This is a genomic window from Faecalibacterium taiwanense (assembly GCF_036632915.2).
Lineage (GTDB): Bacteria > Bacillota > Clostridia > Oscillospirales > Ruminococcaceae > Faecalibacterium > Faecalibacterium taiwanense.
On sequence record NZ_CP155552.1, the window covers coordinates 1,604,476 to 1,620,000 of the forward strand.

The 15,525-nt window shown below is 55.7% G+C and carries 15 protein-coding genes and 2 pseudogenes; 15 read left to right on the top strand and 2 right to left on the bottom strand.

Going from position 1 to position 15,525, the window contains the following annotated elements; all coding sequences use genetic code 11:
* The first annotated feature begins 167 nt into the window (after positions 1 to 167).
* A pseudogene (locus PXT33_RS08030) lies at positions 168 to 1,516 on the top strand (uracil-xanthine permease family protein).
* A 3-nt stretch (positions 1,517 to 1,519) separates the two neighbouring features.
* Here PXT33_RS08030 and PXT33_RS08035 read toward each other — a convergent pair.
* Positions 1,520 to 2,179 carry an NTP transferase domain-containing protein gene (locus tag PXT33_RS08035; protein WP_005942125.1) on the bottom strand — a complete coding sequence of 220 codons (660 nt, stop codon included), beginning with the start codon at positions 2,177 to 2,179 and terminating at the stop codon, positions 1,520 to 1,522.
* Between the two features lie 99 nt (positions 2,180 to 2,278).
* Between PXT33_RS08035 and PXT33_RS08040 the strand changes: the two genes are divergently transcribed.
* The 10 genes and pseudogenes from PXT33_RS08040 (at position 2,279) to yqeB (ending at position 11,460) form a co-directional block, all read left to right on the top strand.
* Positions 2,279 to 3,082, top strand: a complete 804-nt coding sequence (locus PXT33_RS08040; protein ID WP_332376294.1) for an FAD binding domain-containing protein — start codon at positions 2,279 to 2,281, stop codon at positions 3,080 to 3,082.
* Positions 3,083 to 3,553: a (2Fe-2S)-binding protein gene (locus PXT33_RS08045; RefSeq protein ID WP_005942122.1), complete on the top strand. Its 471-nt coding sequence runs from the start codon at positions 3,083 to 3,085 to the stop codon at positions 3,551 to 3,553. It begins immediately after the preceding gene.
* Entirely contained in the window at positions 3,550 to 5,841 is a 2,292-nt protein-coding gene (locus PXT33_RS08050; protein ID WP_332376295.1) for a molybdopterin cofactor-binding domain-containing protein, read from the top strand. Before PXT33_RS08045 ends, PXT33_RS08050 begins: the two co-directional genes overlap by 4 nt.
* Positions 5,838 to 6,545, top strand: a complete 708-nt coding sequence (gene yqeC, locus PXT33_RS08055; protein WP_332376296.1) for a selenium cofactor biosynthesis protein YqeC — start codon at positions 5,838 to 5,840, stop codon at positions 6,543 to 6,545. Before PXT33_RS08050 ends, yqeC begins: the two co-directional genes overlap by 4 nt.
* A pseudogene (gene selD, locus PXT33_RS08060) lies at positions 6,542 to 7,575 on the top strand (selenide, water dikinase SelD). The gene yqeC and the pseudogene selD overlap by 4 nt, the downstream one beginning before the upstream one ends.
* Before the next feature lie 18 nt (positions 7,576 to 7,593).
* Positions 7,594 to 8,199, top strand: coding sequence for a sulfurtransferase-like selenium metabolism protein YedF (yedF, locus tag PXT33_RS08065; protein ID WP_332376683.1), 606 nt, complete (start codon positions 7,594 to 7,596; stop codon positions 8,197 to 8,199).
* Entirely contained in the window at positions 8,196 to 9,335 is a 1,140-nt protein-coding gene (locus tag PXT33_RS08070) for an aminotransferase class V-fold PLP-dependent enzyme (protein WP_332376298.1), read from the top strand. Before yedF ends, PXT33_RS08070 begins: the two co-directional genes overlap by 4 nt.
* A 1-nt stretch (position 9,336) precedes the next feature.
* Complete coding sequence (locus PXT33_RS08075) at positions 9,337 to 9,567, top strand: DUF3343 domain-containing protein (RefSeq protein WP_097775510.1); 231 nt, start codon at positions 9,337 to 9,339, stop codon at positions 9,565 to 9,567.
* A gap of 25 nt (positions 9,568 to 9,592) precedes the next feature.
* The gene (locus PXT33_RS08080; RefSeq protein WP_332376299.1) at positions 9,593 to 10,648 is read left to right on the top strand and encodes an XdhC/CoxI family protein; all 1,056 of its coding nucleotides are present in this window, start codon (positions 9,593 to 9,595) and stop codon (positions 10,646 to 10,648) included.
* Positions 10,645 to 11,460, top strand: a complete 816-nt coding sequence (gene yqeB, locus PXT33_RS08085) for a selenium-dependent molybdenum cofactor biosynthesis protein YqeB (protein ID WP_298637894.1) — start codon at positions 10,645 to 10,647, stop codon at positions 11,458 to 11,460. The genes PXT33_RS08080 and yqeB overlap by 4 nt, the downstream gene beginning before the upstream one ends.
* A 72-nt stretch (positions 11,461 to 11,532) precedes the next feature.
* Here the strand turns inward: yqeB and PXT33_RS08090 are convergent, their stop codons facing one another.
* Positions 11,533 to 11,727, bottom strand: a complete 195-nt coding sequence (locus PXT33_RS08090) for a DUF3873 family protein (RefSeq protein ID WP_097781781.1) — start codon at positions 11,725 to 11,727, stop codon at positions 11,533 to 11,535.
* Positions 11,728 to 12,082: 355 nt separating this feature from the next.
* Between PXT33_RS08090 and PXT33_RS08095 the strand changes: the two genes are divergently transcribed.
* The 4 genes from PXT33_RS08095 to recO all read left to right on the top strand — a co-directional run bounded on the left by PXT33_RS08095 (position 12,083) and on the right by recO (position 15,513).
* Entirely contained in the window at positions 12,083 to 13,042 is a 960-nt protein-coding gene (locus tag PXT33_RS08095; protein ID WP_005942102.1) for a PhoH family protein, read from the top strand.
* 53 nt (positions 13,043 to 13,095) lie between these two features.
* The gene (gene ybeY / locus PXT33_RS08100) at positions 13,096 to 13,587 is read left to right on the top strand and encodes an rRNA maturation RNase YbeY (RefSeq protein ID WP_097775507.1); all 492 of its coding nucleotides are present in this window, start codon (positions 13,096 to 13,098) and stop codon (positions 13,585 to 13,587) included.
* Positions 13,588 to 13,633: 46 nt separating this feature from the next.
* The gene (gene era, locus PXT33_RS08105) at positions 13,634 to 14,572 is read left to right on the top strand and encodes a GTPase Era (protein ID WP_154255692.1); all 939 of its coding nucleotides are present in this window, start codon (positions 13,634 to 13,636) and stop codon (positions 14,570 to 14,572) included.
* Between the two features lie 194 nt (positions 14,573 to 14,766).
* The gene (gene recO, locus PXT33_RS08110; RefSeq protein ID WP_044953693.1) at positions 14,767 to 15,513 is read left to right on the top strand and encodes a DNA repair protein RecO; all 747 of its coding nucleotides are present in this window, start codon (positions 14,767 to 14,769) and stop codon (positions 15,511 to 15,513) included.
* Positions 15,514 to 15,525 lie beyond the last annotated feature (12 nt).

Genomic DNA, 15,525 nt, shown 5'->3' on the forward strand with positions numbered 1-15,525 from the left:
TTCACGAAAAAGTCATACTTAATTTACAAGGATACGCAGTTTTGCTATAATAAATCCGCTTTTTTGGTAAAGCAGTCGAAAAGAATGATTTTTGTCAAGATTTGAGGAGAGTGGAACATTTGAAGGAAGTCAAGCTCGAAGAGTCGGCGTATCAGTTCGACGCAAAAATGTCCCTGAAACAGGCCATCCCGCTGGGTCTGCAGCATGTCTGCGCCATGTTTGTGGGCAACCTGACCCCGCTGCTGATCATCACCAGTGCCTGCGGCATTGCGGGTGGTGAGTTCGCAGATCTGCAGGTCACGCTGCTGCAGAGTGCCATGTTCGTGGCCGGTGTGGTCACACTGGTGCAGCTGTTCACCATCGGCCCCGTGGGCGGCAGTGTGCCCATCATCATGGGCACCAGTTCCGGTTTTATCGGCGTGTTCAACAGTGTTGTCGGCAGCATGGGCGGCGGTGTGCTGGCCTATGGTGCCATTATGGGTGCATCCATCATCGGCGGCATCTTTGAAAGCGTGCTGGGCTTCTTCCTCAAGCCTCTGCGCAAGTTTTCCCGCCGGTCGTCACCGGTACGGTTGTACTTTCCATCGGTCTTTCGCTGATCTCGGTGGGCATCAATTCCTTTGGCGGCGGCAACAGCGCAAAAGACTTTGGCTCCATGGAAAATCTTCTGCTTGCCCTGTTCGTATTGGTGGTCATTCTGATCTTCAAGCACTGGACCACGGGCTTCCTCAGCTCTTCCGCGATTCTGATCGGCATTCTGGCCGGTTACGTTGCGGCCTTTGTCATGGGTCTGGTGCTGCCCACCACCGGTGTCACTGCCGATGGTGTAGAGTTTACCAAGGCATGGGTGCTCAACTGGAATAAGGTGGCACAGGCCTCTTGGTTTGCCATTCCCAAGCTGATGCCGGTCAAGATCGTGTTTGATATGCGCGCTATTATGCCGGTGATGATCATGTTCGTTGTTACCGCTGTTGAGACCGTGGGTGATATCTCCGGTGTCATGGAGGGCGGCATGAATCGTGAGCCCACCGATAAAGAGCTGTCCGGCGGTGTGATCTGTGACGGTCTGGGCTCCTCCTTTGCGGCTCTGTTCGGTGTACTGCCCAACACTTCCTTCAGCCAGAACGTGGGTCTGGTGGCCATGACCAAAGTGGTCAACCGCATGGCTCTGGCCTCCGGTGCCATCTTCCTGATCCTGTGCGGCCTGATTCCCAAGCTCGGCGCACTGATCTCCATTATGCCGCAGGCCGTTCTGGGCGGTGCTGCCGTTATGATGTTCTCTTCCATCGTGGTCAGCGGCATCCAGCTCATCACCAAGGAAAAGATGACCCCGCGTCAGCTTACCATCGTCTCGGTGGCTCTGGGTGTTGGCTACGGCATGGGTGCCAACAGCGGCATTCTGGCACAGGCTCCGCACGCTTTACAGCTGATCTGCGGCGAGTCCGGCATCGTTCCGGCTGCGTTCGTGGCGATCCTGCTGAATGTGCTGCTGCCGAAGGATGACAAGGCAGAATAAAGCTCAAAGCTTTTGCCGGGCCAGCGCTTCCAATTGCGCAAGTGCTTCGGGCGTGTCGGCATCGGCCAATTCATTCCGATCCGCAATGTAAACGGTGTGAACATGCGCGGGATATTTCCGAAGCAGAACACTTCCGCCCATGCCCTGCGGCAAGGTGAGCAGTTCCTGAAAAAGTCCTTTTTCAAACAGAACGGGACTTCCAGTAAGGGGAGACGGGTCGTTACGGACCCGGAATCCCAGACGGAAGATCTCCCGTTCTGTTTCTTTTTGCCGTTCCAGCCGAGTTCTTTGATCCCATCCGGAGATGCCTGCCATGGCTTCCACTGTCTCGCGGCACAAAAGCGGCTGGTCTCCCGGCAGGAACATGCAGCCAAAAAGCTCCGGAACCTGTTCCAGCAGCGCAGAAAGACCCAGCCGCACCGTATCGTTTCGACCAGGCAGATCGTGCAGCAGCACCGGAACGTTGCGGGAGCGGCAAAGCTGCGCAACTTCGTCCGAACGTGTCACCACGATGCGGGCCGAAAGCTTTGGAGTATCGGTCGCTGCAAATGCGCGGCATAGCATCGGTTCCCCGCAGAACGGCGCAAGGAGTTTGTTGGAGCCGAAGCGCTGGCTCAGACCGGATGCCATGATGACACAGCCCACCGGAAGAAGTTCTTTCATATAGTACCACTCTTTCTGAAACGAATTCACAATAGTATTATATCGAAATCTGTGTTAAAATAAAAGAACAGAGAAAAAAAGAGAGAGGAACCTGCATCTATGATGACGATCCGAGAATATAAGCAGGCCGAAAGTCTGGAAGAAGCGTGGCAGCTGAACCAGAAAAAGGCCAACCGTGTGCTGGGCGGCATGATCTGGCTCAAAATGGAGAACATCAATGTCGGTACAGCCATCGACCTGTCCGGTCTGGAACTGGACACCATAGAGGAGACCGAGGGCAGCTTTTCCATTGGTGCCATGGTTACACTGCGCCAGCTGGAAGAGCACGCCGGCCTTGCTGCGTATACCCATGGCGCAGTAAAGGAAGCGCTGCGGCATATCGTGGGCGTGCAGCTGCGCAATCTGGCAACTGTGGGTGGCAGCATCTACAGCCGGTTCGGCTTTTCCGATGTGCTCACGCTGTTTATGGCCATGGACTGTTCGGTGGAGTTGTACAAGGGTGGGATCATATCCCTGCAGGAGTATGCTGAGCGCCCTTATGACCGGGACATCCTTGTGCGGCTGATTGTTAAAAAGGAAGAAGCAGAATTTTTCTATCAGTCCGTGCGCAACAGCCAGACTGATATCCCGGTGCTTACCTGCGCTGCCGCCCGTCTGGAAAACGGCAGCTATCGCATTGCGATCGGTGCGCGGCCGCTCAAGGCTGTGCTGTTTGAGCTGCCGGCAAAGGCGGGTGTTTCTGCGCAGGAACTGGCGCAGAACTTTGCCGATGAAGTAAAGCAAAAAATTGTCACTGGCTCCAATATGCGCGGCAATGCCGAGTACCGCCGCCATCTGGCAGGCGTTCTGACAAAGCGTGCTGTTCTGGAACTGGAAGCACGCACGGCACAGGAGGAAAATTAAATGCAGATCACTCTTACATTGAACGGCATCAAGGTCACAGAGGATGTGGCTGCAGATATGCTGCTGATCGATTTTGTACGTGCCCACGGCTGCAAGAGCGTCAAGCGCGGCTGTGAGACCTCCAACTGCGGTCTGTGCACGGTGTTTCTGGACGAGAAACCGGTGCTGTCCTGTTCGGTACTGGCAGCGCGTGCCAGCGGCCACAGCATTACCACACTGGAAGGCCTGCAGGAAGAAGCCGCGGAGTTCGGCGGCTTTATCGCGGATCAGGGTGCAGAGCAGTGCGGCTTCTGCAACCCGGGCTTTATCATGAACGCGCTGGCCCTCTTCCGCGAGAATCCGTACCCCAGTGAGGAAGAAGTGAAGGAATATCTCTCCGGCAACCTCTGCCGCTGCTCTGGCTATGAGGGCCAGCTGCGCGGCATCATGAACTTTCTGGCATGGAAAAAGCAGAAGGAGGCCGCAGAATGAGTACCATCAACAAGCCTTTCCGTAAAAAGGATGCCATGCAGCTGGTCACCGGCCAGCCCGTCTATATGGACGATGTGATCCCGCAGGACTGCCTGATCGTAAAGCTGCTGCGCTCTCCGCACGCAAATGCCATCGTCAAAACGATCAATACGGCTGTAGCAAAAAAGGTGCCCGGCATCGAGGCAATCTTTACATGGGAGGATGTGCCGCAGGATGCGCCGCGCTACACGCAGGCTGGCCAGACCTATCCGGAAGCCAGTCCGCGTGACCGCCTGCTCATTGACCGCCATGTGCGTTTTGTGGGCGATGTGGTGGCCATTGTGGCCGGTAAGGACGAAAAGTGCGTGGATAAGGCTCTCAAGCTCATCAAGGTGGAGTATGAGGTTTTGGAAGCAGTGCTGGACTATCACACTGCCAAGGACAACCCCATTCTGGTGCATCCGGAGGACAACTGGGCCAGTCTGTGCCCGGTGGGAGCCGACAACAAACGCAACCTCTGCGCCCACGATGAGAGTGGTTCCGGCGATATCGATGCTGTATTGGCGGCCAGCGATGTAGTCATTGACCATGTGTACCACACCAAGGCCTGCCAGCAGGCCATGATGGAGACCTTCCGCACCTACTGCTCCATTGATACCTATGGGCGGCTGAATGTGCTCAGCTCCACGCAGATCGTGTTCCATGCACGGCGCAATATTGCGAACGCACTGCATATTCCCAAATCAATGGTGCGCGTGGCAAAGCCCCGCATCGGCGGCGGATTTGGTGCCAAGCAGACGGCGGTCAGTGAGGTATATCCGGCTTTTGTGACTTGGAAGACCAAAAAGCCCTCCAAGATCATTTTCAGTCGTGTGGAAAGCCAGATCGCATCCTCGCCGCGTCACGAAATGGAGATCCATGTGCGGCTGGGTGCCACGAAGGACGGCGTTGTGAAGGGCATTGATCTGTACACCCTTTCCAATACCGGTGCTTATGGTGAGCATGGCCCTACGACCGTGGGCCTTTCCGGTCACAAGTCCATCCCGCTGTACGGCAAGGCAGAAGCCTTCCGCTTTATCAGTGATGTGGTGTATACGAACCACATGTCTGCCGGTGCTTACCGCGGTTACGGCGCAACGCAGGGACTGTTTGCCGTAGAATCTGCTGTCAATGAACTGGCTCATAAGCTGAATATGGACCCCTTTGAGCTGCGGCTGAAAAACACCGTACAGGAGGGCGATGTGATGCCCGCCTACTATGGGGCTGTCAACACCAGCTGCGCGCTGGACCGCTGCCTTGTCAAGGTGCGGGATATGATCGACTGGGAGCACAAATACCCTGCCCGTGATATGGGCAACAGTAAGGTGCGCGCTGTCGGTATGGGCATGGCGATGCAGGGCTCCGGCATTTCCGGCATGGATGTGGGCAGTGCCACCCTGAAACTGAATGACGACGGCTTCTACACCCTGATGATCGGTGCGGCCGACATGGGCACCGGCTGTGACACTACACTGGCGCAGATCGCCGCCGAAGTGCTGGACTGCCCGCTGGACAATATCACGGTCTTCGGAGCTGATACGGATACCTCGCCCTATGACTCCGGCTCCTATGCGTCCAGTACCACTTACGTTACCGGCAAGGCCACCGAAAAGTGTGCCATGAAGCTGCGCGGCCAGATCTGCAAGCTGGGCGCAGAGCTGCTGGAATGCACCGAGGACGAGGTGGAATTTGATGGAAAAGATGTTTTCAAGAGCAAAGATCCCACACAGAAAAAGTCTCTGAGCGAGATCGCGTATGCTTCTCAGTTCGGCCACATGGTTCCGCTGGAAGCCACCGAAACGCATACTTCGCCTTTGTCGCCGCCGCCGTTCATGGTTGGTGCTGCTGAGGTGGAAGTGGATACTGAGACCGGCGAGGTAAAGCTGCTGGAATTTGATGCCTGTGTGGACTGCGGCACGCCCATCAACCCGAACCTGACCCGTGTGCAGGCTGAGGGCGGTCTGCTGCAGGGCATCGGCATGACTCTGACCGAAAACATCACCTACGATAAAAATGGCTACCCGGAAGAGAACTCTTTGTTCCAGTACAAAATTCCGGCCCGCACCGATGTGGGCAAGATCAAGGTTGAATTCGAGAGCAGCTATGAACCCAACGGACCCTTTGGCGCAAAGTCCATCGGCGAGGTCGTCATCAATACACCGCTGCCTGCCATTTCCGATGCCATCTATAACGCTATCGGCACCCGGTTCTATGAGCTGCCCATCACACCGGAAAAAATCGCCATGGCAGTTGCAGAAAAGCAGAAATGATCGACGAAAAAATTTTTCCGTTTCTTGCGGAGAAGGGACATGTTATTTCTCTGGTGGGCGGCGGCGGAAAGACCACACTGATGTACAATCTGGCTGCGCACTGCGCCCGCAAGGGCTGGCGGGTATTGGCCGCTACCACCACCCATATTATGCAGCCGCCCGGCGGGGTCTGGGCACAGACGGATGCAGAGCTTTTCCGTCTGTGGAAGTGCAGCAGTTATGCCGTGGCTGGAACCGCTGCACACGGCGGCAAATTGACGGCCCCGCCGCAGGCACAGCTGGAGCGCTGGATGACCCTTGCAGATATCGTGCTCATTGAAGCGGACGGCGCAAAACGGATGCCCTGCAAGGCACCCGCTGCGCACGAGCCGGTGCTTTTACCGCAGTGCGATACGGTTCTGGCCGTAGCAGGGCTTTCTGCGTTGAGGCATCCGCTCCGGGAGGTCTGTTTCCGGGCAGAGCTTGCCGCAGAGCTGCTTTGTGTTCCGCAGGATGCGCAGTTGACACCGGAACTTCTGGCAAATCTGCTTGCAAGTGAAGCCGGTGGAAGGAAGGCTGTAGGGGATCGCAGCTTTTATGTTGTACTCAATCAGGTCGATACAAAAGAGCAGGCTGCCCTGGCCCGGCAGGTGGCTGATATTCTGAAAAAAATTTATCGGATTTCCTGCGCTATGTCTCATTTCGAGAAAGGAGAACGTGCATGAGCAAAGAGGGCAAGATCGTGTTCTGCACCGGCGGCGGATGCACTGCAAAGCTGGGAGCGGGTGTGCTGAGCCGCATTCTGGAAAAGCTGCCGCGCGGTGCAAGAGACCCGAGCCTTCTGGTCGGGTACGACAGCCGGGATGATGCGGCTGTATACCGCATTACCGATGATGTGGCGCTGGTACAGACGGTGGACTTTTTCCGCCGATGGTGGACGACCCCTATACCTTCGGGCAGATCGCAGCGGCCAACGCCCTGAGTGATGTCTATGCCATGGGTGGCGAGGTTAAGACTGCACTGAACCTTGTCTGCTTCCCGGAGAGCATGGATCTGAACATTCTGGGCGAGATTCTGCGCGGCGGAGCCAAGAAGGTGGCCGAAGCGGGCGGAAGCCTTGCAGGCGGGCATTCCATTGCCGATACAGGTGTGAAATACGGACTTTCGGTGACTGGCCTTGTGGACCCGAAAAAAATGTATACGAATGATTCCGGCAGGCCCGGCGACAAGCTGATTTTAACAAAAGCTCTGGGCGTGGGCCTGATCTGCACGGCAAACCGTGTGGGCGAAGCGGCACCGGAAGATATGGCCGGTGCCATTGCGTCCATGACAACGCTGAACAAAAACGCTGCCGAGATCAGCCGAAAGTATACGGTCCACGCGGCAACCGATGTGACCGGTTTCAGTTTTCTGGGCCATCTGCACGAGATGATGGGCGGAAAGCTTTCCTGTATCATTGATGCACGGATGGTGCCGGTTCTACCGGGAGCCGAAAAAGCGGCAGATGATTTTTTGTATACCGCTGCCGGACAGCGCAACCGCAACCATACCGGCCCATATGTCACTTTTGAAAATGTGCCGTTTGCAATGGAAGAGGTGCTGTTTGACCCACAGACTTCCGGCGGACTATTGCTGGCCGTGTTGCCAGAAGAAGCAAATGCGCTGGAAGCAGAGCTGCAGGCCGCTGGCCTGCCCGCAAAGATCGTGGGTGAGATCATACCCAAAACCGAACAGGAAATCACTGTAAAATACTGATGGAGACCTACAATTATGATGCTGAAAGTTGATGCCCGTGGTGACGCATGCCCGCTGCCCGTTGTAAAAGCCAAAAAGGCGATCTCTGAACTGAAGGGTGCCGGTGAGGTGGAAGTGCTGGTGGATAATGAGATCGCCGTGCAGAACCTTACCAAAATGGCCCAGCAGAAAGGTTATCAGTACAGCGCCGAAAAGCTGGCCGAGCGGGAATACCGCGTGCTGTTCACGGTCGGCGAAGCGTCCGAAACACCCACTGAAGAAGCACCGGCCTGTGCACTGGACACCCGCACGGACACGGTGGTTGCCATCAGCTCTGATAAAATGGGCATTGGCGCAGATGACCTTGGCAAGTCCCTGCTCAAGGCCTTTGTGTTCGCACTTACCCAGCAGGATCAGCTGCCCAAAACAGTGCTGTTCTATAACGGCGGCGCGTCCCTGACCTGTGAGGGTTCGCCCATGCTGGATGACCTGAAGACACTGGAAGCACAGGGCGTGGAGATCATGACCTGCGGCACCTGCCTGAATTTCTATGGCCTGACCGAAAAGCTTGCTGTTGGCAGTGTGACCAACATGTACACCATCGTGGAAAAGCTGACGCAGGCAGGCAACGTGGTGAAACCGTGATCTATCTGGATAACGCTGCCACGACCCTGCGCAAGCCGCCGCAGGTAGAGCAGGCTGTGCTGGACGCAATGCGCACGGCAGGCAATCCGGGACGGGGTGCTCATGAGCCCACGCTGCACGCAAGCCGTCTTGTTTATGCTGCGCGGTGCGCAATGGCAAAGCTCCTCCACGCACCAGACCCGTCCTGTATTGCTTTTGCGGCAAATGCAACGGAGGCCTTGAACATTGCATTGGGTGGTCTTTTTGCACCGGGTGATCATATCATCACAACGGTATGTGAGCATAACTCTGTTCTGCGGCCGCTCTACCGGCTGCGGGAACAGGGCTTGCAGTTCAGTTTTGCAGGCGTGGATGAGCGCGGACGGCTGCAATATGATGACTGGGATAAGCTGGTTCAGCCCAATACAAAAGCGCTGGTCGTAACAGGTGCTTCCAATGTGACCGGCAACGGAACGGATCTTGCAAAAGCAGCGGGTTTTGCGCACCGGCACGGCCTGCTGCTGATCGTGGATGCGGCCCAGACGGCGGGTTCACAGCCCATTGACGTACAGGCACTGGGCATTGATGTGCTATGCTTCACCGGGCATAAGGCGCTGCTTGGCCCGCAGGGAACAGGCGGCTTGTATGTGCGCCCGGGGCTTTCCATCCAGCCATTGGTAGTGGGAGGCAGCGGCGTACACAGCTTTGATGAACAGCATCCCGCACAGATGCCCACCGCTCTGGAAGCCGGGACGCTCAATGTTCCGGGTCTGGCGGGCCTGTGTGCCGGTGTGGAATGGATTCTGGCTCAGGGCGTGGAAACGCTGTGTGCAAAAGAAACTGCACTGGCGGCGCTCTTTTATAAAAACATTCGAGATCTGCCGAACGTGAAGATCTACGGCGACCCGGAAATGGCGCTGCACGCTCCCATTATCTCGCTCAACATCGGAGACGAAGATTCAGCCCGCATTGCAGATATTCTGTGGGAGGACTACAGCATCTGTGTGCGTGCCGGTGCGCACTGTGCACCGCTGATGCATAAAGCGCTGGGCACGGTGGAACAGGGCGTGGTACGGTTCAGCTTTTCGCATTTCAATACGGAAGCCGAAGTGCTTCAGACAGCAGCCGCTGTTCAGGAGCTTGCACAGGAGACCTGATATGCGCATCAAAAAAACTTATATTGTTCTTTCATTCCGCACAACGCTGGATGCCATGGAATGGGAAAAGCAGTGCCTTGCGGAGAAGGTTCCGGGCAGGCTCATCCCACTGCCGCGCGAGATCTCCGCAGGCTGCGGCCTTGCCTGGCGGATGCTGCCGGAAGAATTTGAGCAGTGGCAGAACCGGCTGGACCCGGCACGTTACGATCAGGCCGCAGCAGTAGAACAGTAATAAAGATAAAACAGGAGAATGACGCATGGGTAAAATGCCGCTTTATACAATGCTGCAAAAAGCCCGTTCTATGGGCGGCTGGACGATGGTAGCCCAGTTAGAGGGCGATGCCGCGGGGAGCCAGCTGCTTTTGCTGGAGGGCAGGCCTGTGTGGCAGAGGGGAGACAGCACCGTACTGCTGCAGCACCTGACAGAACTGCAGGGCTGCACAGCAGCTGGTATCCACTCTGTTGCAGGCACAGACATCTTTGCGGAGCGCTTTGGCGCGGTGCCGCAGCTGGTAGTCTGCGGCGGTGGACATGTGGCTGCAGCCGTTGTGCAGCTTGCAAAGCTGCTGGGCCTGACGGTCCTTGCAATGGATGACCGCGAGGAATATGCACAGCAGCTGCGGCTGGCCGGAGCCGATAAAGTGCTCTGCCTGCCGTTTGATAAAGCGCTTGCGCAGGTACCTGACGGCGCAGAGACTTATTTTGTGGTCGTCACCCGGGCACATGCATTTGATGTGGACTGCCTGAAGGTGATATTAAAAAAGCCTGCAGCCTATGTTGGCATGATGGGCAGCCGCGGGCGTGCCGCACTGGTGCGCCGTCAACTTCTGGAAGCCGATATCGATGCCGAAAGAGTGGAGGCGTTGTACGCACCCATCGGGCTTTCCATCGGCTCACAGACGGCAGAGGAGATCGCACTTTCCATTCTGGCACAGATCGTATCGATCAAGAATGCGCGTCCGCAGACGGAGGGCTTTTCATCTGCCCTTCTGGAAGCCATGGCTCAGACAGATGCCGCCGGGCAGCAGGCGGTGCTTGCCGTGATTGCGGCGCGGCACGGCTCTACGCCGCGGGAAATCGGCGCAAAAATGCTGGTTCGCACAGACGGCTCTATTGTGGGCAGCGTGGGCGGCGGTATTATGGAGCACCGCACCATTCTGGCTGCACAGGAAATGCTGACGGGAGCTGCTCCGGCGTATCAACGGCTGCATTTTTCGGCAGACGGCAAAAATGATGATGCAGCAATTGCTGCCTGCGGTGGGTCTATGGAGATCGTATTGACTCGACTCCAGCCCGGAGAGGAGATCAAATGAAGAAGGATGCACTGATCCTTGTGCGCGGCGGTGGCGACCTTGCTACCGGCACCATTCACCGGCTGTGGAGCGCAGGCCTGCGTGTGCTGGTGCTGGAAGCGGAGCATCCGGCGGCGATCCGGCGGCAGGTTTCTCTGTGCGAAGCCGTTTATGAAGGTGAGACCGCCGTTGAAGGTCTGCGTGCGGTACGGATCGAAACTCTGGCGCAGGCAGAAGAAATCTGGAAACAGAATGCCGTTCCTGTTCTGGTAGACCCGCAAGGAAAAAGCATTGCGCCCGCAAAGCCGGATGTCCTTGTGGATGCGATCCTTGCCAAAAAGAATCTTGGCACAACGCGGGATATGGCACCCCTGACCATTGCACTCGGCCCCGGTTTCACGGCCGGGCAGGATGTGGATGTGGTGGTGGAGACCAAACGCGGCCACCGGCTGGGACGCATCATTCGGGAAGGCAGTGCCATCCCTGATACCGGCATTCCCGGAATCGTTGGAGGCTACGGAAAAGAGCGCGTGATCCATGCCGGCACGGCCGGTATATTTATGGATCTCCGCAAAATTGGAGATATTGTGGAAGCGGGTGAGACCATTGCGCAGATCCGCACGGCAGATGGTGCCATGATCTCTGTGACCACGCAGATCACGGGCATTCTGCGCGGACTTCTGCGCAGCAGTTATCCGGTAACGCCCGGTTTTAAGGTGGCCGATATAGACCCTCGCAAAGAGGAACTTTCCAACTGTTTCCTCATTTCGGATAAGGCCCGCTGCATCGCGGGCAGTGTGCTGGAACTTGTCTGCGCTCAACTGTGGAAATAAACCTGTAAAAGCAAAAACCTCCGCTTCCCAGCGGCAGTATCGACAGGGAAGCGGAGGTTTCTATTTTTCATTTCAGTTGCGGTAGCAGCGGTCCTGACCTACCAGCCAGTCCTCACACAGGCGCTGGGCTTCCTCCAAACTGCGGCTCTCGCAGTCGAAGAATGCACCGTGCATCGAGCGATAGGAGTAGTGAACTCTCGGAATACCGTTGCCATCCTTGAAGCGTTCGCAGCGTTCTTCACCGGGCATCAGAAAAAGTTGTTTCATGGTTCCTTCTCCTTTGATTTCAGCATTCCGGAGCGGCCGGCCGGGTGCAAGCCGCACAACGCTTGCTATTGTAGCACGCAGGGGAGAAGTTTGCTATTGTCTTTTTGGCCAAAGATATGTTTTGTTTTTCTCTGTGGTTGTGGCACAAAAGGGCTTGACAAGATCATTCGTACAGGATGCATTCCTGTTCCTGCATTTTCTTTTTTGCCGCTGACGCTTTGCATGGGCAGCTGCCTTGGCGTATGAAAAAACCGATGGAACGGATGAAAATATTTTGTGTACTTTTCACAGTTTTCTTCTCGAGATTTTGGTGGTACAATAGAAGCATTAAAATATATCCTTTCAGGAGGAGCACATGGCAGAAAAGAATATTGAACTGGATAGTGTAGAGGTCGCCGCAGCTGTTTTTGGCAACTGCGACCGGAACATCCGTCTGCTGGAGAACGAATTTTCTGTTACGGCGGTCTGCCGGGGCACGCAGCTGCGGCTTTCAGGCGAACCGGCCAATGTTGCCGCGGCCAGCCGCGCTGTGGAGGGAATGCTGCTTCTGATCGAGAATCATACACCGCTGGAAGACCAGACCGTGCGCTACTGCATCAGTCTGGCGCACGACGGAGCAGAAAAGCGGGTCAAGGAACTGACCGAAGATTTTGTTACCGTAACGGTCAAGGGACGGCCGATCCGGCCCAAAACACTGGGCCAGAAGGAATATCTCAATGCCATCCGCACCAATGCCATCACCTTTGGCGTTGGCCCGGCGGGTACCGGCAAGACCTATCTGGCCGTTGCCATGGCGGTAAAGGCTTTTAAAGCCAAGGATGTTTCCCGCATCGTGCTCACCCGCCCGGCAGTGGAAGCAGGTGAAAAGCTGGGCTTTCTGCCCGGTGATCTGCAGCAGAAGGTAGACCCTTATCTGCGCCCGCTGTATGACGGCCTGTTTGATATGCTGGGTGCCGAAACTTACGAGCGCCTTGTGGAAAAGCAGATCATTGAGGTTGCACCGCTTGCCTATATGCGCGGACGCACGCTGGATGATTCCTTTATCATTCTGGATGAGGCACAGAACACCACACCGGAGCAGATGAAAATGTTCCTCACACGTATGGGTGTCGGCTCCAAGGTGGTGGTTACCGGTGATGTGACCCAGATCGATCTGCCGGAACGCACCCGCAGCGGTCTTGTGGATGCACTGCACGTGCTTAAAAATGTAAATGGGATTGCACAGTGCTATTTTACTGAGAAAGATGTTGTGCGCCACCGTCTTGTGCAGGAGATTATCAAGGCTTACGAAAAGGCTGCACACCCTGAAAAATAAAATCACCAGAATTCATATAAAGCCATCAAAAACAGAAAGGAGTGGACTGATTTATGTCCAATAAAGTTTTGATCACCAATTCACAGAAGGCCGTCAAGGTTCCTTCCGGTCTGCGCATTCTCATCCGCCGTGCCTGTAATGCCGTGCTGGAGTATGAGCATTTTGAAGCTCCTGCAGAGATCAGCGTGACCTTTGTGGATAACGCCGCCATTGCTGAGCTGAACAACCAGTACCGCAACAAGCCCATGCCCACCGACGTGCTGAGCTTCCCTCTGGGTGTAGACGGCAAATATGATGTTGACGAGAACAACGGCTGCAAAATGCTGGGTGACATCGTCATCAGTATGGAGCGTGCACAGGAGCAGGCAAACCTCTACGGCCATCCGCTGCAGCGTGAGGTGGCGTTCCTGACGGTGCACTCCATGCTGCACCTGCTGGGCTACGACCACGAAAATGGCGGTCTGGAAGCCATGCGGATGCGTGAGAAAGAGGAAGCTGTTCTGCTGCAGCTGGGCCTGCCGCGCACCGTAAGCTATACCGAGTAATAGATTCACCGTGCGGTTGCCGCACAATACAGACAGGAGCTAGATTTTGAGTAACGCTACACCCATTCAGGGGCATTATGATACTTCTTCCGTTTTTGTGGCTGTCATTGGCCGTCCCAATGTAGGCAAATCCAGTCTGACCAACCTTCTGGTTGGCGAAAAGGTAGCCATCGTCACTTCCAAGCCGCAGACCACCCGTACCCGCATTACCGGCGTGATCACCCGCGGGCCGCTGCAGTATGTGCTGCTGGATACACCCGGTGTGCACAAGGCACGCAACAAACTGGGTAAACGGATGGATAAGACTGCCAGCGATTCCATTGCAGATGTGGATGTTTCCATGATGCTGTTTGAGCCTTACGGCGCACTGAATGAATCGGAAATGGTGCTGGTGGATATGCTGCGCAGCAGCGGCGGCCCGGCAATTGCAGTCATCAACAAGACCGACCTTGTCAAGGAGCCTGCTGATCTGGAAGCCCGCAAAGAAGAGCTGAAGGCATTGGGTGTATTCGACGATATCTACACCATCAGCGTCCGTGATAACGACGGCTGCGAAGTGCTGTTCGATGCTTTGAGCCGCTATGCTGTGGAAGGCCCGCATTATTTTGATGATGATGCCTACACGGATATGCCGGAAAAGGAGCTTGTGGCGGAGGTCATCCGTGAAAAGGCCCTGCTGTTCATGCGCGACGAGATCCCCCATGGCATTGCTGTTGTGGTGGAGCGCTTCAAAGAGCGCCCGGGCACCGACCTGATCGATATTGATGTAAATATCTACTGCGAGCGCGAAAGCCACAAGGGCATGGTCATTGGAAAAGGCGGTGCAATGCTGAAAAAAATTGCCAGTGCTGCCCGTGCAGACTGCGAAGAGTTTTTGGGCTGCCGCGTCAATCTGCAGTGCTGGGTAAAGGTAAAATCCGATTGGCGCGATAACGAGTTCCTGCTGAACAACTTTGGCTTCAAGCAGAACACCAATAACCGCTGACACTTGCCAAAGCAGGACAGAATTCCCTTGGATGAACGGTTAAAATAAACCTGACACTATCCGTAACAGGGAAGAGGTGCTGCAAATGGATGCACAAGCAAGCTGGCAGGCGTTTGCCTGCACGGGAAACATTCTTCGTTATCTCGATTATAAACAACAGCGGCCGGAAGAAACCCCGGCAGAGGACCAAGAAAATGGAAGCCTTTGTAACCACGGGTCTGGTGCTGAAGGAGACCCGCTATAAGGAATCGGACCGCATTCTGACGATCCTGACACCGGAACTGGGCGTGATCTCGGCAGCAGCGCAGAGCAGCCTGCGGCTGAAGAGCAAGCTGTTCAGCGCGTGCGGGCTGTTCTGCTACTCCGAGTTCACACTGGTGCCGGGCCGCAACATGTACACTGTGCGGGAAGCAGAAGTGAAAAATGTCTTTCACGGCATCTCGTCCAGCATTGAGGGCATGAGTCTTGCCATGTATATGGCTGAAATGGCAATGACCCTTTCGCCCACCGGGCAGGAGGCACAGCGGGAGCTTCGGCTGCTGCTCAACTGTTTCTATATGATCAGCGAGAGCAAAACGGATCTGCGGGTGATCAAGGCCGTGTTTGAACTGCGTACCATGAGCGAGTGCGGCTTTATGCCGCAGATCGTGTGCTGCCGCGATTGCAGCGCCTATGATGGTGCTGCGTTCTATCTGGATGTGCAGGAAGGCCATCTGCTCTGTGCAGACTGCGCCGCAAAAGCAGGAAAGACCTGCAACCTTGATCAGGGCGCACTGTATGCGCTGCGGCACATCTGCCTTGTGGACGACAAAAAAATATTTGCATTCAAAATTTCTGTGGGCAGTCTGGAAAAGCTTTCCGCAGTGGCAGAGCGCTATGCACTGACCCACATGGACAAGCCTTTGAAAAGCTATGACTTTTTAAAGACCCTGCTGCCCTGAGCATAAAGGGAA